The sequence below is a fragment of the Vibrio coralliilyticus ATCC BAA-450 genome, from assembly GCF_000176135.1.
GTDB lineage: Bacteria > Pseudomonadota > Gammaproteobacteria > Enterobacterales > Vibrionaceae > Vibrio > Vibrio coralliilyticus.
On sequence record NZ_ACZN01000020.1, the window covers coordinates 134127 to 157166 of the forward strand.

The 23040-nt window shown below is 44.7% G+C and carries 21 protein-coding genes; 9 read left to right on the plus strand and 12 right to left on the minus strand.

The genetic code is table 11. From position 1 onward, the window contains the following. Positions 1-143: 143 nt before the first annotated feature. The 5 genes from secB to VIC_RS25530 form a co-directional block, all read right to left on the minus strand. Entirely contained in the window at positions 144-611 is a 468-nt protein-coding gene (gene secB / locus VIC_RS25510; RefSeq protein WP_006963304.1) for a protein-export chaperone SecB, read from the minus strand. Positions 612-763: 152 nt separating this feature from the next. Continuing rightward, positions 764-1198, minus strand: a complete 435-nt coding sequence (locus VIC_RS25515) for a rhodanese-like domain-containing protein (RefSeq protein ID WP_021457395.1) — start codon at positions 1196-1198, stop codon at positions 764-766. Positions 1199-1319: 121 nt separating this feature from the next. After that, entirely contained in the window at positions 1320-2282 is a 963-nt protein-coding gene (locus VIC_RS25520) for a Wzz/FepE/Etk N-terminal domain-containing protein (protein ID WP_006963308.1), read from the minus strand. A 55-nt stretch (positions 2283-2337) separates the two neighbouring features. Continuing rightward, positions 2338-5040, minus strand: coding sequence for an SLBB domain-containing protein (locus VIC_RS25525; RefSeq protein ID WP_039952726.1), 2703 nt, complete (start codon positions 5038-5040; stop codon positions 2338-2340). Positions 5041-5081: 41 nt separating this feature from the next. After that, positions 5082-6350: a hypothetical protein gene (locus VIC_RS25530; RefSeq protein WP_006963312.1), complete on the minus strand. Its 1269-nt coding sequence runs from the start codon at positions 6348-6350 to the stop codon at positions 5082-5084. A 241-nt stretch (positions 6351-6591) separates the two neighbouring features. Here VIC_RS25530 and VIC_RS25535 point away from each other — a divergent pair, with 241 nt between their 5' ends. The 4 genes from VIC_RS25535 to VIC_RS25550 all read left to right on the plus strand — a co-directional run bounded on the left by VIC_RS25535 (position 6592) and on the right by VIC_RS25550 (position 10514). Continuing rightward, on the plus strand, positions 6592-6846 hold the full coding sequence (locus tag VIC_RS25535; protein WP_006963314.1) for a hypothetical protein: 255 nt from the start codon (positions 6592-6594) through the stop codon (positions 6844-6846). 76 nt (positions 6847-6922) lie between these two features. Next, positions 6923-7585 (plus strand): YjbF family lipoprotein, encoded by a 663-nt coding sequence (locus VIC_RS25540; protein WP_039952728.1) that lies wholly within the window; start codon positions 6923-6925, stop codon positions 7583-7585. Between the two features lie 5 nt (positions 7586-7590). Continuing rightward, positions 7591-8331, plus strand: a complete 741-nt coding sequence (locus VIC_RS25545; protein ID WP_006963318.1) for a capsule biosynthesis GfcC family protein — start codon at positions 7591-7593, stop codon at positions 8329-8331. Next, entirely contained in the window at positions 8331-10514 is a 2184-nt protein-coding gene (locus tag VIC_RS25550; protein ID WP_006963320.1) for a YjbH domain-containing protein, read from the plus strand. Before VIC_RS25545 ends, VIC_RS25550 begins: the two co-directional genes overlap by 1 nt. 44 nt (positions 10515-10558) lie before the next feature. Here VIC_RS25550 and epmA read toward each other — a convergent pair whose 3' ends face one another. Next, a complete protein-coding gene (epmA, locus tag VIC_RS25555; RefSeq protein WP_006963322.1) occupies positions 10559-11530 on the minus strand; it encodes an elongation factor P--(R)-beta-lysine ligase in 972 nt (323 codons plus the stop codon). A gap of 390 nt (positions 11531-11920) precedes the next feature. On the opposite strand from epmA, the gene frdA reads away from it, so the two are divergent. The 4 genes from frdA to frdD are packed head-to-tail and all read left to right on the plus strand — an operon-like array spanning position 11921 to position 15277. Continuing rightward, positions 11921-13738 carry a fumarate reductase (quinol) flavoprotein subunit gene (gene frdA / locus VIC_RS25560; RefSeq protein WP_006963324.1) on the plus strand — a complete coding sequence of 606 codons (1818 nt, stop codon included), beginning with the start codon at positions 11921-11923 and terminating at the stop codon, positions 13736-13738. After that, positions 13738-14502, plus strand: a complete 765-nt coding sequence (locus VIC_RS25565) for a succinate dehydrogenase/fumarate reductase iron-sulfur subunit (RefSeq protein ID WP_006963326.1) — start codon at positions 13738-13740, stop codon at positions 14500-14502. Before frdA ends, VIC_RS25565 begins: the two co-directional genes overlap by 1 nt. A gap of 1 nt (position 14503) precedes the next feature. Beyond that, positions 14504-14887, plus strand: a complete 384-nt coding sequence (gene frdC / locus VIC_RS25570; protein WP_006963329.1) for a fumarate reductase subunit FrdC — start codon at positions 14504-14506, stop codon at positions 14885-14887. A 12-nt stretch (positions 14888-14899) separates the two neighbouring features. After that, complete coding sequence (gene frdD, locus VIC_RS25575) at positions 14900-15277, plus strand: fumarate reductase subunit FrdD (protein ID WP_006963331.1); 378 nt, start codon at positions 14900-14902, stop codon at positions 15275-15277. 58 nt (positions 15278-15335) lie between these two features. Here the strand turns inward: frdD and VIC_RS25580 are convergent, their stop codons facing one another. From VIC_RS25580 to priA, 6 genes are all read right to left on the minus strand, one after another. Continuing rightward, positions 15336-16019, minus strand: coding sequence for a nitroreductase family protein (locus tag VIC_RS25580; RefSeq protein ID WP_006963333.1), 684 nt, complete (start codon positions 16017-16019; stop codon positions 15336-15338). Between the two features lie 165 nt (positions 16020-16184). Then, positions 16185-17519, minus strand: a complete 1335-nt coding sequence (gene hslU, locus VIC_RS25585) for an HslU--HslV peptidase ATPase subunit (protein WP_006963335.1) — start codon at positions 17517-17519, stop codon at positions 16185-16187. A 37-nt stretch (positions 17520-17556) separates the two neighbouring features. Further along, positions 17557-18102, minus strand: coding sequence for an ATP-dependent protease subunit HslV (gene hslV / locus VIC_RS25590; protein WP_006963336.1), 546 nt, complete (start codon positions 18100-18102; stop codon positions 17557-17559). Between the two features lie 161 nt (positions 18103-18263). Then, a complete protein-coding gene (locus VIC_RS25595; protein ID WP_029236296.1) occupies positions 18264-18812 on the minus strand; it encodes an SPOR domain-containing protein in 549 nt (182 codons plus the stop codon). Positions 18813-18926: 114 nt separating this feature from the next. Beyond that, complete coding sequence (gene cytR, locus VIC_RS25600) at positions 18927-19934, minus strand: DNA-binding transcriptional regulator CytR (protein WP_006963339.1); 1008 nt, start codon at positions 19932-19934, stop codon at positions 18927-18929. A gap of 248 nt (positions 19935-20182) precedes the next feature. Then, positions 20183-22384, minus strand: a complete 2202-nt coding sequence (gene priA, locus VIC_RS25605; protein WP_006963340.1) for a primosomal protein N' — start codon at positions 22382-22384, stop codon at positions 20183-20185. A gap of 290 nt (positions 22385-22674) precedes the next feature. On the opposite strand from priA, the gene rpmE reads away from it, so the two are divergent. Continuing rightward, positions 22675-22893, plus strand: a complete 219-nt coding sequence (gene rpmE / locus VIC_RS25610) for a 50S ribosomal protein L31 (protein WP_006963341.1) — start codon at positions 22675-22677, stop codon at positions 22891-22893. The last annotated feature ends 147 nt before the right edge of the window (positions 22894-23040 follow it).

Here is a 23040-nt window from a genome sequence, read left to right on the forward strand (position 1 = left end):
CCCGATCGTATTAAAAATTTGGAAGTTGGAACTTCGAATGGTTTCAGTGTAAGGAACTATTGTAGGCAATAAACAAAAAATGCACATCACATCCTTTGATGCTCTGTGCATTTTGTTTATGCCGAGAAACAGCGGTAAAGCAATTAAGCTTCCGCAGTGCCTTCTTGCTGAGCTTGTTGCTGCAGGTAGTTCATAAACAGAGCGTCGAAGTTAACTGGCGCTAAGTTCAGTTGTGGGAATGTACCTTTAACAACTAGGCTAGAAATCGTTTCACGAGCGTATGGGAATAGAATGTTAGGGCAGAATGCACCTAGACAATGCGCAAGCTGGCCTGCTTCCATTTTGTCAGCAGTAAAAATACCACCTTGTTGAACTTCACACAAAAACGCAGTTTCTTCTTCATTCTTCACCGTTACAGTCAGACGTAGAACAACCTCATAAACCCCTTCACCAAGCTCGCGACTTTGAGTGTCTAGATCTAGCTTCACATCTGGGTTCCACTCTTTCTGGAACATATTTGGTGAGTTAGGCGCTTCAAAAGATACGTCTTTAAGGAAGATACGTTGAATCGCAAAGTTTTGTACGTCTTGTTGTGGTGCTGCTTCAGCCATTTTGAAATCCTTTAATAATCAAGTTGTCTGCTTGGAGACTAACCGAGAGAGCTTGCTATGACTAGGTTTCCGCTAAAATTCGTGGAAATGTTCACATCTCTCTATAACAAACGCTGATTTTTCAATCAGCGTTTTCAGTAAAGCCACTAAATTTATTTTTTGCCTTTAACCAAAGGCAAGTTTGCTTCATTCCAAGCAATCAGGCCATTCTTCAGCAAGCTGACATTTTCAAAGCCTGCTTTTGCCAGAAGGTTAGCACTCTCTTGTGCTGTCTGACCTGTTTTGCATACCACAATGATTGGGCTAGATTTGTGGTTTTCAAGGCTGCCAAAGTTACCGGCCTTGATATCAGAAGGTAAAATGTGAACTGCATCGGTAATATGCCCCTTACGGAACTCATCTTTACTACGAATATCCACCACAACACCATTTTCACGGTTCATAAGTTGTGTCGTTTGTGATGCAGTGATCTCTTTGTATGCCGCTGTCGTTGATTTGACGATATTCATAATAAGGGCAACCAATAGACCAACCCATACTAGAGAGAGAATCATGTTCTCTTGAAAAAATGCGATGTATTCTTGCATGTCCTGTGCTCTTCAATAATAGAGCTGCTTTGTTAAGCAGCTCTGGACTAAAATTCAGACTGGGAGTATAGCGGGGATGAGAACTTAAGGCGAGAGCACCTTAAGTTTGATAGTTAAATAGCTAGTCATTCTCTCGACGAAATGCATAACGGATAAGAACAATCGCTACACCTAAAATCCCCCCAAACAATGTCGCTAGGATACATATCAATGCTCGTTTAGGGCCAACCTTTTCTTCAGGTACCACAGGAGGGTCGATAACTTTAAACGCATATTCATCTTTCACTTCAGCCAGCATTAAGGTTTTCGTTTGCTCCTCAATAAGTTGGTAAAATACATTTTGCATATCAACGACTTTGGTTCTGTCCAACTGTTGTTCAAGATATTCAATATTGCGATTCGTTTCAGTTAAAGACTCTTCTTTCATCCATAGGTTAAGCTCCTTAACCAGCCACTGAGTCCATTGCTGTGCCACGTATGGAGACAAGTGAGTAATGCTAACGCTTACAATACCCGTATCTGTAGCTTCGGACACATTTAGAACACCTTTAAATTTTTTGTAAGCTTGCCAAGCTGTAGGCTCGAGAGATTTTTCTGGATCCTCGGGATCATTTAACCAACGAATACCATCATAAAACTCTGGGTTCAGTACTAACTTATTATTCTCCTTATCCCAATATTCCGTTGCCATCAAAATTGGAAGTAAAGCATATTTATCAATAAATGCATTGATAAACTTACGAGATTCCAACGTTGCAAGAGATACAGACTTATCGTCTGTTCTCCCACCTCCGACGTTAATTCCCGCCAAAGAGGCAAGTCCTCCAAACTGACTAGCCATTGCAGCTAGCCCACCACTTTTTTCATCATTTGCAGAGACCAAGGTTGCAGATGCTCGGTAAGTATTCGGTTGGGATAAAGCAAACCAAACACCGCCTATTGTAAATAGTACGGCAGTAACAATTACCACCCACTTTCCACTCCAAAGGGCAAGGAACACCCCCCTTAAATCTATTTCATCATTAACAATTGACAAGTCTTGGACTTGAGTGAAATTACGTTCATGAATGACTGGCTTATTCATAATATCTTCTTGAATATAAAAGCGCTCTCTAGACAATAGAGAGCTAATAAACTAATTAATCTTTTACAGCACTCCAAGCTACACCAATTTGGTACAAGATTTGCGTCGCTGAAGTCAATGTGCTCAAGCCATCTAGGTAATCCGTATCTAAAGGCACGATGATTGTGTCCCCAGGTTCCAAAGGATTAGATTTACGACTGAACCAAAATGAATTGTTGGGCAGCATGACAGAACCATCAGCACGCACAACATAAACTCGGTCTGTATCCGCTTGTTTTTTAGTGCCGCCAGCCGAAGAAATATAATCTTCGATAGTCATCCCAGGAGTAAAAGTATGGTTAGAGGAAAACTGCACTTCTCCCATCACACTCACAATTGGCTGCCTTGCAGGGACATATAGTTTGTCACCTTTTTCAACCATAATATCAGCATCAGAATTTCCAGCTAGCGCTTCAGGAAGGTTAATGACTAAACGACCAATGGCCTCAGTCGATGCAAGCTCATCGGCAATAGTCATCGCTTCAGTTGGGCTAGTAGTAAAGGTAGCGCTTGAGTTTTGCCGACGTAGCGCTAAGTTACCAATTTCTTGTTTCAATTGTAGATTGAGTAGCTTCAACCTCTCTTCTTCTTGACGGCGCAAACTTTCACGACTAAATACCGCTCCTTGAGCATAGGCAAACTGAGTTAATCCACCTGCACGCTCTATAAGGTCTTGAATCGTTTCACCGCGCTGGAAGGTATAGGTTCCCGGAAAAACAACTTCACCTTGTAATTCAATTGAATTGCCACGTTGCCAATTTGGCTGAGTCTTGATCACAATGTGATCTTGTGCCTGAATATCAAGCTTTTCCTGACCACTCAGAATCTCATTCGGGGAGAAAGAGTAGTGCTGAACAACAAAGTCTTGCTTTACTTTTTCCGAACGACTTAATTCAGCGCTATACATAAATGCTTGCTCAGCAAAACCACCAGCAGAAGCAATCAGTTTTTCAAAGTTGGCATTCTCAGCCAAAGGATAAACTCCTGGATATTTTACTGCGCCTGTGACTTCTATAATTTTTGCTTGCTCGGTAATGTTAGCTTGGCCTTTAAGCCTTTCAATGATTGGTTTTAGCAAGGACTCTCGACTAGACAAGCGAAAATCATCCGCTAGCGCAAACTTATCATCGTCAGCAATATCAAGTTTCTTTTGCTGCTCTTTTTCTACAAGAGCGCCTGTTTCTGAGTCCAGTACAACAACGCTCTTCGAGTCAACTGATGGTAATTGCTCATTTTGGAGCGTTTTATCTTGATATTGCTCAACAGTGTTCCTATCAATACTCTCACTGAGCTTCTTCGCTCTCTTGGAGCTAGTAGATTTTTGCTCTCTATACCAGTAATCTACGTTTAAGCCATTATCAAATACAAATAACTGGTCACCTTTGTGAAGAGAAAAATTATCGACCGAGCTTGGCGACTTTAACACCTTACCTAAATTAAATTGCCATACACTAATATCACGGCTGTCAGGCTTTTCTCTAACCAGTAGCGCATAAGACAGGTCTGCGTTTTCTTTGAGATCAACTCGGCTGATCACATCACTGATCCTAAGCCCTTCTACAAATTGATAAGCACCTTGACGGAATAGTTCACCACGAAGTGCGATGGCATTATCCAGTTTATCACCTACTGGCAATAAAGAGACTTCATCACCTGCTTGTAATTTAAAATTTTCCCCATGTGGGGATGACAAATCTAATGTCAGCGGCTCAATGCCCTTTACGCTGCGCCTTTTCACACTAACTTTTGATAAATAAGCACTAGGTAAAGCCCCACCAGCGATATTGATTAAGCCATTTAAGCGACTATCTAATTTGATTTCGTAGTGAGCAGGGCGAAGGACTTCACCTTTGACCACAATCTCAGCTTGCTTCGCAGGAACAAGAATAGTGTCTCCAGCTTGTAAACGAATATCTTGGCTAGAATTACCATTAACTATCAAATCATAAGCATCAAATGACACCACAGTTTTTCCAAGTCGTTTTACTTTAATATCTCGTAAACTGCCCGTAAATTTGATTCCGCCTGCTGCTATCAAAGCTTGAGATAAAGTAGTCAGCCCATTGACATTATAAGCGCCGGGCTGCTTAACATCACCAGTAACAAACACCTGCATGGTTCGCATGGCACTCAAAGAGACAACCGCTTCGACACCAATAGACTTACGCTGAATAAGCGATGCTACATAGCTTTTTAGCTCGCTAAACGTTTGTCCTGCAACATATTCGGGGCCATATTCAGGGATATTGAGTTTGCCCTCTCTATCGATTTTTAACTTTAAGTCACTATAAGACTTTCCATACAGTTGAACTCGAACTTCATCCCCAGGGGCAATAATGTAGTCATGAGGAACAGGCAAATTATCGACGGGAGTAAAATCTAGTGATCCCCCTGAAAAAACATCGTACCCAAAATAAGGCAATTCAGAGGCTTTTTGTTCATTAACCGCTTCAGTATCTTTCCCTGAAACTTCGGTCGCTCTCTCTGATTTCTTCATTTCAGGGATTTCTGTATCTGCACTAGAAGAAGCAGCACCGAGAGAATTTATTGCAGAAAGATCGACCCCCATTTGCCGAGCAAGCTGTTCTTGTTGGGCTTTAGGGAGAGATTGGAACTGATTGATCTGATCTTGAGTTGGCGTTGCTGCGTTGACACTCGCACTTAGGAGTATTGAGGCAGCCAACATATGTATATTGAACTTCAAAGTTGTGATACTCATTAAATTATATAATCTACTGTTCTCTGGTGTTAGCGACACAATCAAAACCTAAATTCATACCTAGAACCAAATACCATCTCACTGTCATTGGTGTCTTTATTGATATAATCTGCGCTAAGCTTAATTCTTCCTTGGAATGCAGGAAGCTGGTAAGCCAGTTGATATTGTCTCTGCCTGTCATTTTTGTCATTCAATAATTTTTGCGTCGAAACAATCGCAGAAACCTGATGATCATTGACTAGTTGAAGATAACTACTCAACGACCAACTACTTTCATTCAGGTAACTAGCCTGCAAGTAATTATCAATTCCTTCATCCACAATTAATTTGCGCTCTTTCGAAGTCATTGACTGATATTCGACCGCTACACGAAATGAACTGTTGAATATAGGCTTATGTCCACTCCAACCTATCAGGTAAGCACCTAAACTATTTTCCTTTTGAGCTGAGGCTACTTCAGCATACAGCCCATGCTGCACATTATATACTTTTGGTAAAGTTAGCTTTACATCGACAGCGGATTGCTTCTGATTTTTTGCTACGTAATTCGTATTTGCTTCAAACCAATAATGCTGAGTAAAACCGAGCTCTAACCAAGAATTCAGTTTACCAGCATATCTCATAGAGGTTCTGTATTCATAATCGAGATCCTCTAACTTTGAGGTCACAATATTTACACTCCACACTCCAAGAAAATGATTGTCTCCGATCCAGTTCAGACCAGCATCTAAATCATTTCCTGACGTTGCTAAAATGAGACTGTGATTCCAACCGTGCCCCCACCATCTAGGTAGCATACTTATATCAAGTAACGCGCGGCCAGCATTCAGTGCAATGTAACTGTCTTTAAAAGAAAACTCTTGATCATTAGCATGCTCTAGGTAATAAGAAGAGTTGAGCCTATACGCATAACTGTTAGCTAGGTATTCATAGCTCGCTTCTACAGCCCATTTATCACGCTTTATATCCGCAAACCAACCATTGTCTAACTCTTTATTACCACCTGATAATGCGAAGCGACGATTACCACGATTAAGTTTAGCCGTCTGAAGAGCGTAATTAAAGTGAGAAAATTCGACATTTAAGCCACTAGATATATCGACGAAACTTTTATCTCCTGCTGCAGATGACCAACGTAATGGAAATGTGCTAGTTACGCCGTTAAGCACTGCTCCATCACTTAGCGCGACCATAGATGACCTTAAAAAAGGATCACTTGCTTCGATCCAAGGAGAAGAATAGGCATAATTACTAATTAACATAATAGATGTAAATGGTACAAATAACCTAAATATTTCAATCCTTGGCATGTATCCTACTTATGTATGTCTCTGAATCGATAAACAATACGAGCAAATTCAGAACCGATTTCCTTAGTTTTAGCTCATTATAAAGGGCGATATAGATTAAGCAATCCACCATATTGTGATCACCTTGCATTAAAGAAATTTAAATTTTTACAGATATAAAAAAGTGAAATAGAATCAAAACTGGAACAAAATAATTTGTTCCTACATCGATGTTAAATTGTAAATTTACAAGGAACACTCAATGAAGAAAATTGCTCTAACGATGTTAGTTGCGTTATGCGCGTCTGCTGGTGCTTTCGCTGAGGAAAGTACCGCCGCTAGCACTGCTGGCGGTTCAACTGCTGGTGGTACTGCTGCAGGTTCTACTGCTGCAGCCTCAACAGCAGCGGCAGGTGTAGCGACAACAACAGCAGTAGCAGTTGGCGCAGCTGTTACTGTTGCCGCTGTTGCCGTTGCTGCATCAGATAATGATGGAACAGACGGTACAACTAATTAATTTAGTTTAACCAACAAACACCCTTAGCTCCGCTAAGGGTGTTTTTTTGCGATATTTATTAGTTCGAGCTTTCATCATGACAAATAAACTACTTGCCCTATCTATAGTTGCTCTTTCTGCCTTTTTAACTGGGTGCACACAACGTTTTTCAGACACTAATGACACACTAAAAGAAGCGTTCTGGGGCTTTGAGGACGTAATTTTAAATAAAGAAACAATCGAAAAAATACCCTATGCTAGCAGCTATTTTAAGATTAATGATGGGCCACAAATTTTTATGGTGCTTGCATTCGTTGAAAAAAATCCACAATCTGGAAAAACTCAGCATAAATGGCTCTCCAGTGACAAAGCGATGATTGTTACCGAAGAAGGTCGTATCGTCAGGACTTATAACCTCCCAGAGGCAAACCTAGCTGGCAAAATATCGCCCAATAGCATCATACATTTTAACACTCCTCAGTATCACTGGACTTCCGTATACGATTGGCAACCTGAATACCAATATAATCACCAAGCAAAAGTCACCACAGAGTCTGTGGCAACAATTAAATTAGACTCTGTGATGTGGTCTCAAAAGGTCAAAATCTGGCATGAGTATATTTCATTTGAAAGATTGGGTGAAACCATGCAAAGCACTTTTTGGGTGAATGACAATGGAGATGTATTGAAATCAGCCCAATGGGTCATTCCAGACCAACTTTTCATCGAGCAAGAAATACTCAAGCCATTTAAGGGGTGATCTAGATGACTCGTAGCTTTTTATTTCTTTTCTCTCTAGGTGTTTTCAGTGACGCTATTGCTAACACCGTAAAATTAGAGCTTCCAAGTGAGCAATTAGTGATTGACTACACTGCACCTGTACGCCTTGAGAGAGCTATTGCGGACACTGTATTACACAGCGAGAACAATGCCCCATTTAGTTATCCACTGAATAACGCTCTATTTAACATAGATAAACAAAGAGTCGCCAATAACAAAAAACAGGCTGTACTGAACTTAATTGATAAACTCAAAACGCAAGAGCCGACACTTTACGAAAGTCTGGGTATTCTGCGCGAACAAGTGAAAACTTGGTCAGTAGGTTATAGAGAAAACGTCTCATTAGATCTAGACTTCGTTCGCCTGACACCTTCAGCCAACCCTATGCTTAGCGGTCATTACCAATTCGAATATCCAGATCGTCCGACAAACATACACTTAGAGGGGTTATTTTTTAGTACCACTATGCCAGAAGCAAGGCCTGATTGGACGGTCAAAGATTACTTATCAACGTCTAGAGTGCTTTCTAGCGCCAGCAATAGTTATGCTTGGGTTATCTACCCAGATGGCAATTATAAGCAAGTTGGTTTCGCTTACTGGAATGATGAGAATACCCCACTTCCTCCGGGCTCTAGCATCTTCCTAGGATTTAACAATCCATCAAAAGAGCTTTCTCAGCTTGAGCAAGATATTGTCTCTCTAATTGCCTGGAGAAGAAATTACTAATGAAACTTAATGCAATCACCTCTTTATTCCTCTTTCTTGGTTTCGTTTCAACAGTTCAGGCAAGCGATAATCTTAAAGTCTCCCAAACCGATTTTGGTGGAGTGGGGCTAATGCAGATGCCTTCAGGACGTATGGCCGAAGAAGGAGAATTCAATATAGGTGTTAGCGTCAACGACGACTACCAACAATACACTGCATCAATTCAGTTAATGACCTGGCTGGAGTCAACGGTGCGCTACACACGAGTACCAGACTTGTTATTTAGTAGCGATCCTTCCTACAGTGGCGATAATTTGTATACTGACAAAGGCATCGATTTCAAAGTCCGCCTTTGGCAAGAAGGTTACTGGCTACCTGAGGCTTCAATTGGTGTTCGTGATTTTGGTGGGACCGGCCTATTTGACGGTGAATTTATTGCTGCGACAAAACGCTTTGGCAATTTGGACGTAACCCTAGGCCTTGGCTGGGGTTACTTAGGCCAGCGTGGTAATGTGACCAATCCTTTCTGTAAAGCAAGCGATGAATACTGTACTCGCGACAGTGATTTCAGAGGTACAGGCGGTAGTGTCGATTACGAGCGATGGTTTAAAGGCCCTGCAGCTGTATTTGGTGGTCTTGAGTACCAAACACCTTACACACCACTCCGCTTAAAACTCGAATACGATGGCAATGACTATACACAAGACTACCCCGTACGCTCAGGTAAACCAATGCCTCAGCACACTCCGTGGAATGTAGGCATTAACTATCGTTTAGGAGATTGGGGGGACGCAAAAGCCAGCTATCAGCGCGGAGATACGATCACTTTTGGTATCAATATCTACACCAATTTCAACGACATGAGAGCAACATGGCGTGATGAGCCCAAACAGGCTGTCACCAACGTTAACAATAATAACCCTGACTGGCAATCGGCAGCAAAGCAGATTGAGTTAAACGCAGGCTTTGAGAAAAACTCGATTGCACTTGATGGCGATACCATCATAGTCAAAGGCCAACAGAAGAAGTACCGCGACAGAGAAGAAGCGCTAGATCGGACCGCAGCCATTTTGTCTAACAATTCAAATGACCTGATTCGCGTATTTAAAATCGTAGAACAACAAGACGGTATGGACCTTAAAGAAACCACCATCGATAAACAGAAATACCTCACTGCAGCGAATTACTTATCAACCGAAGCAAAAGTCAAAGACAGTTTTGAGGAATCTGAGCCTAAGAGTATTACCAAGGACCCTATAGCAGAAAACAAAGAGCGCTGGGATTATGGCTTAGAACCTGTCCTAAAGCAGAGCATCGGTGGTCCAGAGTCATTCTATTTGTACAGTTTAGGCATCAGCGCAAATTCGAACTACTGGCTAACGGATAACCTTGAGTTTGGCGGTTCAATCATCTTCAACTTGGTCGACAACTACGACAAGTTTAACTACATCGAAAACTCACCACATGTAAGAAATTACTCAACACCTAGAGTCCGAACCATGTTCCGTGCCTATGTGCATGATAATCCAGTCAGGCTCAACCATCTTCAGCTCACATGGTTTGAGCAGCCATTCGAAGAAATTTACACCCAGATGTACGGTGGCTATCTCGAAATGATGTTTGCTGGTGTCGGCGGTGAAGTACTATACAGACCAATGAATAAAAACTGGGCAGTAGGCTTCGACGCTAACCTAGTCAGCCAACGCGACCCTGATTCATGGTTTGGCACATATGGTGAAGATTACTTCTTCTATGATGAAGCAACCTGTAATGACCCAACACCGTCTTGCCAAGCATATGTTTTAAGTCAAGGTACGACAGGTCATGTCACGGGTTATTATATGCCAAATTGGGACTTCCTAAGAGATACGCTGTTTAAGATTAGTGCAGGTAAGTTCTTGGGAGGAGACATGGGTGCTCGCTTCGATTTTTCTAAGCAATTCAAGTCTGGCGTGATTGTCGGTGCTTACGCAACATTTACCGATTTAACGGCAGAAGAATATGGCGAAGGAAGTTACAACAAAGGTTTCTATATTTCGATTCCTTTGGACATCATGACGATAAAACCAAGCACTAGTCGCGCAGACATTTCATGGGAACCTATTACCCGAGATGGCGGACAAATGCTGAAGAAACAGTACAATCTGTTCGATAAAACAGACGTTCGTTCTCAGTGGTATCAGAAACCAAGCACTGTTGAGTAGCGTAAAGAACCAAAAGGCTGACAGCAATGTCAGCCTTTTTACTATTATGCTCTAGGGAAAGGGAATGCGGTTATCTTATCAATGTGATCATTGCTGGTCGCCAACATAACTAGGCGATCGATACCTAATGCTACTCCCGCACACTTTGGCAAGCCTGCCTCTAGTGCTTTGATCAAATGATTATCAATAGGCTGCGTATTTAATCCCATTTGTTCTCGTTTGGCATTATCTGACTCAAAACGTTTAAGCTGTTCTGTTGCATTGTCTAACTCATGGAAGCCATTTGCTAACTCTATTCCTTTAAAATAAACCTCAAAACGGTCCGCAACACGGCTGTCTTGACGGTTTATCCTTGCCAATGCGGCTTGTGACGCAGGAAAATCATATACAAATACGGGGACATGCTGGCCTATTTCAGGTTCAACTCCAACACTAAATAATAGTTGCAGCAAGGTATCTCTATCTTGTTCTGGTTGAGCAATATCACTAAGCCCGAGCTTATCAGCAGTCACCTTCAGTTCATCCATCGACGCCTCTAAAGGACACACACTTAGCACTTGTAGAAACGCCTGCTGATACGTCATACGCTCCGCTGCGCCAACTTTCAGAAGTCGCTGCAGTAGGTCATCCATTTCATCCATCAACTGGTGGTGATCAAATCCGATCCGATACCATTCAAGCATGGTGAATTCAGGGTTGTGATATCGACCATTTTCCTCATTTCGAAAAGACTTGCAGATCTGGTAGATACAACCACTTCCCGCCGCGAGTAAGCGCTTCATATGGAACTCTGGGCTGGTCATCAGGTAGAGCTTCTTGCCTTTCGCATAGCCCGGGCCGACAAAATCAGTTTGAAATGTATGAAGATGGATGTCCGTTACCGTCGCATGACTCATCGCAGGTGTATCAACTTCGAGGACATCTCTATCATCAAAAAACTGGCGTACCTGTCGAATTAAATTAGCTCGCTGCTTTAACTGTTCAATGCTTGCTGTGGGTTGCCAATCTGCCTGCATACCTAATCTCTCATGATGCTTTATTGTGGCGAAAACTATCATCTTTCACTCAAAATGCAAATGAGTTGTACTTAGCCTGAAGCGCTTAAATTACGTCTCACAGCCAATAATTCCTTCCATTAATCATTGGGGAAATTAATAACAAATCTCACTCGCAACATCTCCGTAACAGCTGGCACAGCAAAGGGTTAGTATCGATATGGCTTTGCCGTGATAGCAATCACATAACCTATATTTTCTATGCTCTCATATGCATTACCGGAGCAAAAACCTAAATACATCAATTTTTCCATAATGATGCTCTTCTACACTAACCCTACCACTTTTGGGGAATTACCCATTTAACGATAACAAGCGGAATACTCCGCAAATTCACACTGGAGGATAACTGTGCAAACTATCACCACAGATATCGCAGTCATCGGCGCAGGCGGCGCTGGTCTTCGCACTGCTATTGCAGCAGCTGAAGCAAACCCTGACTTAGAAGTCGCACTGATTTCTAAAGTTTACCCAATGCGTTCTCACACAGTCGCAGCGGAGGGTGGCTCAGCAGCAGTTATCAAGGATGAAGATAGCCTAGACAACCACTTCAACGACACTGTTGGCGGTGGTGACTGGCTATGTGAACAGGACGTTGTTGAATATTTTGTAGAAAACGCGACTCGCGAAATGATCCAAATGGAGCAATGGGGCTGCCCATGGAGTCGTAAAGAAAACGGTGAAGTCAACGTACGCCGATTCGGTGGAATGAAAGTTGAGCGCACATGGTTCGCGGCTGATAAAACCGGCTTCCACATGCTTCACACCCTATTCCAGACATCAATGAAGTACGACAACATCAAACGCTTTGATGAGTACTTTGTGGTGGATCTGCTTGTCGATGAAGGCGAAGTGCAAGGTCTGATCGCCATTCACATGTCGGAAGGCGAACTGATCACTATCAAAGCCAAATCAGTAGTCCTAGCAACGGGTGGCGCAGGTCGAGTTTACCACTGCAACACCAATGGCGGCATCGTAACAGGTGATGGCATGGCAATGGCCTACCGTCATGGTGTACCTCTACGTGATATGGAGTTTGTTCAGTACCACCCAACAGGTCTTCCAGGCACAGGGATCCTGATGACTGAAGGCTGTCGTGGTGAAGGCGGTATCATCGTTAACAAGAATGGCTACCGTTACCTACAAGATTACGGCATGGGCCCTGAAACTCCAGTTGGCCAGCCAAAGAACAAATACATGGAACTGGGTCCTCGCGACAAGGTTTCACAGGCTTTCTGGCACGAACAGCAGAGAGGCAACACCATTAAACATCCTCTAGGTGATGTGGTTCATCTAGACCTTCGCCACTTGGGTGAAGAGTACCTTCAAGAGCGTCTACCGTTTATCTGTGAGCTAGCGAAAGCATACGTTAACGTTGACCCTGCGAAAGAGCCGATTCCAATTCGTCCAACGGTGCACTACACCATGGGTGGTATTGAAACTAACGGCGAATGTGAAACGCGCATTAAAGGTCTATTCGCAGTAGGTGAATGTGCCTCAGTTGGTCTGCACGGTGCAAACCGTCTAGGCTCTAACTCGCTGGCTGAGTTCGTAGTATTCGGCCGCGTTGCTGGTGAACAGGCAGTGAAGCGTGCAGCGGAATTCAAAGGTTGGAATGAAGAGTCTATCGCGACTCAAGTCAAAGATGTTGAGCAGCGTATCGCCGCGTTAATGAACCAAGAAGGTGATGAAAACTGGGCTGACATCCGCACTGAAATGGGTCATACCATGGAAGCGGGCTGTGGTATCTACCGCCAAGAAGATTTGATGCAAGCGACGATTGATAAGATTACTGAATTGAAAGCTCGCTACAAAAACATCAGCATCAAAGACAAAGGAAAAGTATTCAACACTGACCTTCTTTACGCTATCGAAGTCGGTTACGGCCTAGAAGTCGCAGAAGCTATGGTTCACTCTGCGATTCTACGTAAAGAGTCTCGTGGTGCCCACCAGCGTCTAGACGATGGCTGTACTGAGCGTGATGACGTAGAGTTCCTCAAACACTCTTTGGCTTTCTTCCAACCAGATGCAGCGCCAAGTATCGACTACAGCAAGGTGACCATCACTAAGTCACAGCCTAAAGCTCGTCTATACGGTGAAGCCGCAGAGAAAGCAGCCGCTGAAGAAGCAGCAAAAGCGGCACAGAAGAACGCAGAGGAGCAAGCATAATGTCAGCAAATCGCATCCAAAAAGTAGAGATTCTGCGTTATGACCCAGAGAAAGACGCAGAACCGCATTTCCAAACCTTTGAGGTACCATTCGACGAAACCATGTCGACCCTTGATGCACTTGGCTACATCAAAGATAACCTAGATAAAGACCTGTCTTACCGTTGGTCTTGTCGTATGGCGATCTGTGGTTCATGCGGCATAATGGTTAACGGCGTGCCAAAGCTCGCTTGTAAAAGCTTCCTCCGTGATTACCCAAATGGTGTGAAGATCGAGCCTTTAGCAAACTTCCCAATCGAGAAAGATTTGATTGTCGACATGACGCCGTTCATCGAGCGCCTAGAAGCCATCAAACCATACATCATTGGTAACGACCGCAAGCCTGAAGATGGCACTAACCTACAAACACCTGAGCAAATGGCCAAGTACAAGCAATTTGCTGGTTGTATCAACTGTGGTCTTTGCTACGCGGCATGTCCTCAGTTTGGTTTAAACCCTGAGTTTATCGGCCCTGCTGCGTTGACACTTGCGCATCGTTACAACCTAGACAGCCGTGATAACGGTAAAGATGAGCGTATGGCACTCATTAATGGCGAGAACGGTGCTTGGGGCTGTACCTTTGTGGGTTACTGTTCTGAAGTTTGTCCGAAGAATGTAGACCCTGCAGCGGCGGTAAACCAAGGTAAGGTCGAGTCTTCTATGGACTTCGTGATCTCAATGTTCAAGCCTGATGGCACACCAACAAAGACTACACAGGAGGCGTAAGATGAGTAACCGTAAACCTTACGTTCGCGAGGTAAAACGAACTTGGTGGAAAGATCATCCGTTTTACCGCTTCTACATGCTGCGTGAAGCCACGGTATTACCGTTAGTCCTATTCACTTTATTCTTGACTGTCGGGCTTGGGTCACTGGTGAAAGGTCCTGAAGCTTGGCAAGGCTGGTTAGAGTTCATGGCGAACCCTGTTGTCATTGCGATCAATATCGTCGCTTTACTTGGCAGCCTGCTGCACGCACAGACCTTCTTCAGCATGATGCCGCAAGTTATGCCAATTCGTCTGAAAGGCAAACCTGTTGATAAGAAAATTATCGTTCTGACTCAATGGGCTGCTGTAGCATTTATTTCACTGGTTGTGCTAGTAATCGTATAAGGAGCTATGACTATGAAACCTAATTTTTCCATAGATCGTGCTCCCAAGCGTTCTGATGAGCCTATCTGGTGGAGTCTATTTGGCGCAGGCGGTACTTGGTTTGCCATGATCACTCCGGTGACGGTATTGATACTTGGTATTCTTGTTCCCATGGGTGTAATTGATGCTGAAGCTATGAGCTACGAGCGTGTCACCGCATTCGCCACCAGCATTATCGGCGCTCTGTTTATCATTGGTACTCTCGCATTACCAATGTGGCATGCTATGCATCGTGTTCATCATGGTATGCATGATCTCAAAATTCATGCTGGGCTAGCTGGGAAAGTCGGCTGTTACGCCTTTGCAGGGCTCATCTCGGCCTTGAGCGTGATTTTTATCTTTATGCTCTGAGAAAACTAGAAGAAAAAGCTGGCTTAATGCCAGCTTTTTTATTGCTCGCAAGTCATCTCTATTCCATGAAAGTTGCGATATCAGACAAAGGTTTCTTGTGGGTCGCATGATCAGGAATCGTTGCATCTTCCGCAGGATAACCCGTCACAATCAACATGTACGGCCTGTCAACATCGTTATCACGGCCACAAATCTTACTCAGAAAGCTCATTGGTTTCGGGGTATGCGTTAACGTTCCTAGGCCAGCATTATGCAGTGCTTGCAGTAAAAAGCCCGTCGCGATACCGACCGATTCATGCACATAATAGTTGGTTTGCTCCCCATCATTGCTCATGCCACCTTTCTTCTGTGAAAAAACCGCAATTAACCAAGGCGCTGTCTCAAGATAGGGTTTACTCGCGTGAGTCCCTAAAGGCTTTAGAGCATCCAACCACTCCTGCCCGGCTCTACCTTCATAGAAAGAGCGCTCTAACTCCTCTGCAGCTTGGCGGATCTGGCCTTTCACTTCCGCACTATTGATGGCGACAAAGTGCCAAGGCTGATGATTCGCTCCGCTAGGCGCCGTTCCGGCCGCACGGATGCAGTTTTCAATGATGTCTTTCGCTACTGGGCGATCTGAAAAGCGGCGAATCGAGTGACGGCGCTTCAGCTGTTGGTAGTTTTGCTCGGCACGCGCTGACATTTCCTCAGCAGGAAATTCAATAAAATCGTTCAGAGGAAAATGAGATTCTGTGGTCGACATTTTGCTTCCTTGCACAGTTAAAAGTCATTCCACTATAGCGCCATCTGGCTATCTCGCGAGGTAGTATATGAAGGGAAACAGAAGAGTGAGAGAGAACGCAAACTTCCTTCAACGATTAATAACAAAAAAGCCGATCTTGCGATCGGCTTTTTCCTTAGGTGCGGATTAAAGAATGAAACGACTTAGATCTTCATCTTCTACTGTATCGCCAAGCTTGGCTTTCACATAGTCAGAATCTATCGTCAATTTCGAGCCTGATTTATCCGTTGCCTCAAATGAGATTTCATCCATCAGACGCTCCATCACCGTATGCAAACGGCGAGCACCGATGTTCTCAGTGGTTTCGTTCACAGTCCATGCAGCTTCCGCAATTTGAGTGATGCCATCTTCCGTAAATTCGATATCCACATCTTCGGTTTTCATCAGCGCAATGTACTGCTCTGTCAACGACGCTTTTGGCTCAGTCAGAATACGTTTGAAGTCGTTACTTGAAAGCGCTTCAAGCTCGACACGGATTGGCAGACGACCTTGCAGTTCAGGGATCAGATCCGAAGGTTTAGCCACCTGGAACGCGCCAGATGCCACAAATAGGATGTGGTCTGTTTTCACCATGCCATGCTTGGTTGATACTGTGCTACCTTCAATCAGAGGAAGCAGGTCACGCTGAACGCCTTCGCGAGACACATCTGGGCCTGAGCTTTCGCCACGCTTACAGATCTTGTCAATCTCATCGATAAACACGATACCGTTGTTCTCAACGTTGAAGATCGCCTGTTCTTTCAGCTCTTCCTGATTAACCAGTTTCGCCGCTTCTTCTTCCGTTAACGCTTTAAACGCTTCTTTAATTTTCAGCTTACGCTTTTTCTTAGTGTCACCAGCGAGGTTTTGGAACATACCTTGAAGCTGATTAGTCATCTCCTCCATACCAGGAGGTGCCATGATTTCTACACCCATTTGCGGCGCAGCAACATCAACTTCGATCTCTTTATCGTCGAGCTTGCCTTCGCGTAGTTTCTTACGGAAGATTTGACGCGTATTCGAAGAGCTTTCGTCTTGCTGCTCACTTTGACCCCAAGCATCTCGCGCGGGTGGTAAAAGCGCATCAAGAACACGTTCTTCTGCTTGCTCTTCGGCACGAAATTTAACTTTTTCCATCGCTTGCTGATGCGTCATCTTAATAGCGACATCAGTCAGATCGCGAATGATAGTCTCAACTTCTTTACCAACGTAACCCACTTCAGTGAATTTTGTTGCTTCTACTTTAATAAACGGTGCATTGGCCAGTTTAGCTAAACGGCGGGCAATCTCCGTTTTACCAACACCAGTTGGACCAATCATCAGAATGTTCTTTGGCGTGACTTCAACGCGTAAGCTTTCTTCAAGCTGCATACGGCGCCAGCGGTTACGCAGTGCAATGGCCACTGAGCGTTTAGCGTTATCCTGACCAATGATATGGCGGTTAAGTTCATGAACAATTTCGCGGGGAGTCATTTCAGACATAATCAAATTCCTTAAATTCGGTAGCCACTATCTTGGGTTATTCAGCGTTAAGTTCCGCTGGGATTTCTAGTTCTTCGATAGTGTGGTGATGATTGGTAAACACACAGATATCACCAGCAATTTTTAGTGATTTCTCCGCGATGTCACGAGCATCTAGCTCTGTGTTCTCTAGTAAAGCTGTCGCTGCTGCTTGGGCGAAATTACCACCAGAGCCAATCGCAATCAGATCGTTCTCAGGCTGAACCACATCACCATTACCAGTGATGATAAGCGAGGCAGTTTCGTCTGCTACCGCAAGCAGAGCTTCAAGTTTGCGTAACGCACGGTCACTGCGCCAGTCTTTGGCCAACTCAACAGCAGCTTTAGTTAAGTGACCTTGGTGCATTTGCAGTTTGCTTTCAAACTTTTCAAACAGCGTAAATGCGTCTGCGGTACCACCAGCAAAGCCAGCAAGCACTTTGTTGTTGTACAAACGACGTACTTTACGTGCGTTGCCTTTCATCACAGTGTTACCCAGTGATACTTGTCCATCGCCGGCAATGACGACTTTGTTGTTTCGACGTACAGATACAATAGTAGTCACGAGTAGGGCCTCATCATTATTTTCATCTTGGTGTTAAGAGATATATGAGGCTGGCTTAAGGGGAATTCAAGGGCAGCAGTGGCTGGGATTACGCTCCTCGTTGAGAGCGTGTTCTATCTACAATCCAATGAACAAAAAACGAGCCTGATGGCTCGTTTTCTTTACTGACTGTCTTTCCAAATGGCACAAGGCTCGATCTTGGCCCGCTGAAGTTTGTGCTTATCTCGTTCAGCGTCACGTTTGAACTTATATGGCCCGAGTACAACGCGATACCACTTGCTGCCTTCTTTCTTGCGGATCTTACTGTTGATCCCCTGAAAGGCTATATCCAACTTACGCGCTTCGGCTTGTGAGGCATTGGTGTACGCGCCACACTGCATGATATAAGGGATCTCAGACACTACCTGCTTTTTCGCCGTGACTTCGATTTCACGGCTCGGCAGAGAATCGACGTAGTCCCATTTCTCTTCCGGAGGAGGAGGAAGCACCTTTTCTGCCTTTGGTTTTGGCTTAGGCTTGCTTTGCTGCACAACTGGTTGTGGCGGCTCAGGATCATTACTCAACGTATAAAGCCCGTAACCAAAACCACCTACCAGTAGAATCGCTAACAATCCACTGCGCCAGGGTTTTCTTTTTGGTGCCGACTTTTTACGCGCTGGTTTACGCCCGCTGTTACCACGGCCGCGTTTCACATAATCTCTATTTGCCACTGCTGTACATCAATGTCTGTTACCTCTGCCGCTATGTTAATGCAGAATGCGCCCTGATTACAGAGGGGAAATGGAAGCGGCGCATCAAAATGCGCCGCTGAGTGAAAGCAATCGTCAGATGACTCGCGGTGGAGCAGCGCTTTCCCTGACAACCAGCTGAGTTTCCAGCAATCGAGAACCGGCACGAACATCATGGCCGCGCAACAACTCAAGCATCATCAACATTGCCTGTCGGCCAATCTCGTAACGTGGCTGAGAAATGGTCGTCAGTGGTGGATCGCAGTACTGAGCAAACTGAATATCATCAAAGCCAACGACAGACAGGTCTTGCGGGACGCGCAAGCCCAACTTCTTCGCTTCTTGAATTGCCCCAATAGCCATCGCATCGTTGTGACAGAAAATCGCGGTTGGCGGCTCAGGTAAAGCTAACAATTGTCTGACGGCTTTCGCACCATCTTCAAATGAGAAGTCACCGTAGATACAGTAATTTGGGTTCATACTGATGCCAGCTCGGCGTAGCGCTTGCTGGTACCCTTGGTAACGGAACTGGCACAGCACCGCAGAACTAGGGCCTGAAATCTGCGCTATGCGCTTGTGACCCATCTGCGTAAGATAGTTCACAGCTTCAAATGCAGATGTCAGATTATCAATGTGCACCGTTGGCAGCTCCAGTTCAGGTGCAAACTCACATGCCATCACCATAGGCGGCAGGTTTTTCTGCTCAGGTTTGCTGACGTCAAACGGCAGATCAGTACCAAGCAGCAACATTCCATCGGCCTGCTTAGTAAAGACAAGATTGACAAAAGAACTCTCACGCTTTTTCTGCTGACCACTGTCTCCCAGCAGCACGATGTAGCCATGTTCCATCGCAGCGTCTTCAATTCCACGGATGATCTCTGTGTAGTAGGGATCACAAATATCCGGGATGATTGCAATTATGGTTTTGGACTCATTTCGGCGCAGGTTACGCGCCAGAGAATTTGGTGAATATCCGGCTTCTAATACCGCATCTTCTACTCGCTTCCTTGTAGCTGAAGATACTTTTTCCGGGTTCATTAGAGCACGCGATACTGTTGCAGTTGAAACGCCTGCTAGCTGAGCAACATCCTTCATTGTCGCCATATATTAATTACCCTCTTCATTTCCTAAACACGGTAGCGCCTAGTGCCACCTAAACCGATATTGATGAGCTCAAACCCATTCTTATGTTTATTGCCTATAGCAATCGTTTACCTGTCTTATATCACTCAACCTTTTCAATTGAGCTAATCCATAGTTTATTCATTTCGAAACAGAAAGTTACGGGAAGATTAACAAATTTAAATCCCGAGACGAGACGTGAATCACAATTAAATGAAAAAGGTGAGAAATCAGCTCAAATCCTGCGGCTCAATATCTAAAGACCAACGCACCTTTTTCGCATTCGGTAACATTTGGATCGCCGGTTTCGCACTGGAAAGTAACTTTTGCATGGTTGGCCGAGTTTGCGTCTGTAGCATCAATTGCCAACGATGTTTACCGGCACGTTTTGCAAGTGGGGCCGGAGTGGGGCCCAAAACCTGACAATACCCATCAAAGAGCGGGTGGGCTTCTAAGGTATGGCGAACCTGACGCAAAAACGCTTCCACATGCTGGGAGTTATTCGCCTCAGCACGGAACAAGGTCAGATAAGAATAAGGAGGCAACATGGCAAACTTACGCTCCTGCAATGCGGTCTCAGCAAAATGTCGATAGCTTTTGGTCAGCAGAGCCTGAAGTAAACTGTGTTCAGGGTGGTGCGTTTGTAGGATCACTTCTCCCGGCTTGCTGGCACGCCCTGCTCGCCCTGCCACCTGAATAAACAGCTGAGCCAAACGCTCGGATGCTCTGAAGTCACTGCTGTATAGCGAGCCATCAACATCCAGCAGCGCTACCAATGTCACATCAGGGAAGTGATGGCCTTTCGCCAACATTTGGGTACCAATCAATATCTGGTACTTGCCGCTGCGAATGTCTCCAAGAGCCGATTCCAAACTGCCTTTACGCCGAGTGCTGTCACGGTCAATACGAATGGTTTGATATTCAGGAAAAAGCTCACCAAGCTGCGCTTCAAGCTGCTCTGTCCCTACGCCCACAGTGACCAGATTTGACGATCCGCACCCCTGACACTGATGAATCGTTGGCTGCTGAGAGCCACAATGATGGCAACGAATCTCATTGCTGTATTGGTGATAGGTATAGTAAGCGTCGCATCGCTTACATTCTGCAATCCAACCGCAATCATGGCACATCAAGGCTGGCGAAAAACCGCGACGATTGAGGAATAACATCACCTGATTACCGGCACTGAGGTGTTGACGCATTTCCGCAATCAGAGAGGCGGATAAACCACTTTCCAGATACTGACCTTTCACATCCAGCACCTTGTTTGACGTCGGTACAGCATTACCGGCGCGTTCGGTTAGTGTCAGATGGTGGTACTTGCCCGATAAAGCATTATGCAGAGTTTCCAATGCCGGTGTCGCAGAGCCTAGTACAATTGGAATTTGTTCTTTGTTGGCTCGCATCACAGCAACATCGCGCGCATGATAGCGAAGGCTGTCTTGCTGCTTATAAGAAGCATCGTGTTCTTCATCAACAATGATGATGCCGAGATCAGCAAAAGGCGTCAGTAGTGCTGAGCGTGTGCCAATGACGATGCCAGCGGCTTTATCTCGGGCACTTAACCAAGCGTTCAATCTTTCGCTGTCGTTAAGCCCAGAATGAATCACTTCGACTGGCACATCAAACCTGTGGCGAAAACGGTTAATGGTTTGTGGCGTCAGACCAATTTCCGGTACTAAAACGAGAGCTTGCCGCCCTTTCTCCAACACTGGCTTGATAAGGTTAAGATAAACTTCCGTCTTACCTGAACCGGTCACTCCTTCCAGTAAGAAACAACCAAAGCCATCAAAGCTATTAACGGTCGCAATAGCGACAGCCTGCTCTTCATTAAGCTTTGGCTTATCCACATCCGCTTCAACCTGCCGACTCCAATCGCGCATCTCCGGTTTGCACTCTATCGACTCAATCCAGCCTTTCTCTTGCAAGGTTTTGAGAACACTAGAGCTGATTTCTTCATCAATGAAGTGCTGGTGTGGTACTGAACCACTTTCAAGCATATGCATGACTTTGGCTTGCTTGACGGCTCGGCCAAAACCTAACATCAGCTGATTACGCCCAGCTGCAGTCAACTGCCATTCCACCAGCGTTGCAAAATCGGCTTCTTTGCCTTTACGAAGTGCACTTGGCATCGCATTGAGCAAGGTGTCTCCAAGAGGATACTGGTAAAACTGACTGCACCATTGCAGTAACTCGTAGAGGCTATCTGGCCAAACAGGCTGAGAATCCAACACTTGTTTTAACGGTTTGAGCTTGTCAAAACTGAACTCAGACTGATTCACCAGCGCCGTAACCACACCGACCAGCGTCTGACGACCAAAGGGGACAGACACGCGCCCACCAATAATAGGAAACAGGTGAGCAGGAATCTGATAGTCAAACTGTTTGTCGAGCGGTACAGGTAAGGCCACTCGGGCAATCGTCGGTCGCATATAGGCTTAAAACAAAATGAAAGGAACGCAATTAGTCTAAGGGAAAAGCGCTAAGCGGGGAAGCAACAGCATCACTAAGCCGATTTCTAGCATGGATACACATCAGCGGCTAAAAAAGTAGCAACTTTATTGGTAAATCGGTTGATCCCTGAGGCCGTATTCATTACTATATCGCGCCTTAGTGATATGGCTTGTTTTTGAACAGCGGTATCCAAAGGAAATTTTATTAACTACGTGTGGTGTCCGGCATAGAATCGGATAGCGACACGGCCTATTTTAGAGGTTCTCCCATGAAAGCTGGTATCCACCCAGAGTACAAAGCAGTTAAAGCAACTTGTTCTTGCGGTAACTCTTTCGAGTTCAACTCAACTCTAACTAAAGAGTCAATCCACCTAGACGTATGTGACAAATGTCACCCATTCTACACTGGTAAGCAGCGTATCGTTGATACTGGCGGCCGTGTAGATCGCTTCAACAAGCGTTTCGGTGCTCTTTCTTCTAAGAAGTAATTTCTTTTTAGATGAAGAGAAAAGGACGCTACGGCGTCCTTTTTTGTTATCTGCTTCTTCAGCTATTCATTCAGAGTAATATCTTCCACTGTTTGATATTCGCTAGCCATATCTCTACCCATCTGGTCTTATCTCCAGTCATTTAGC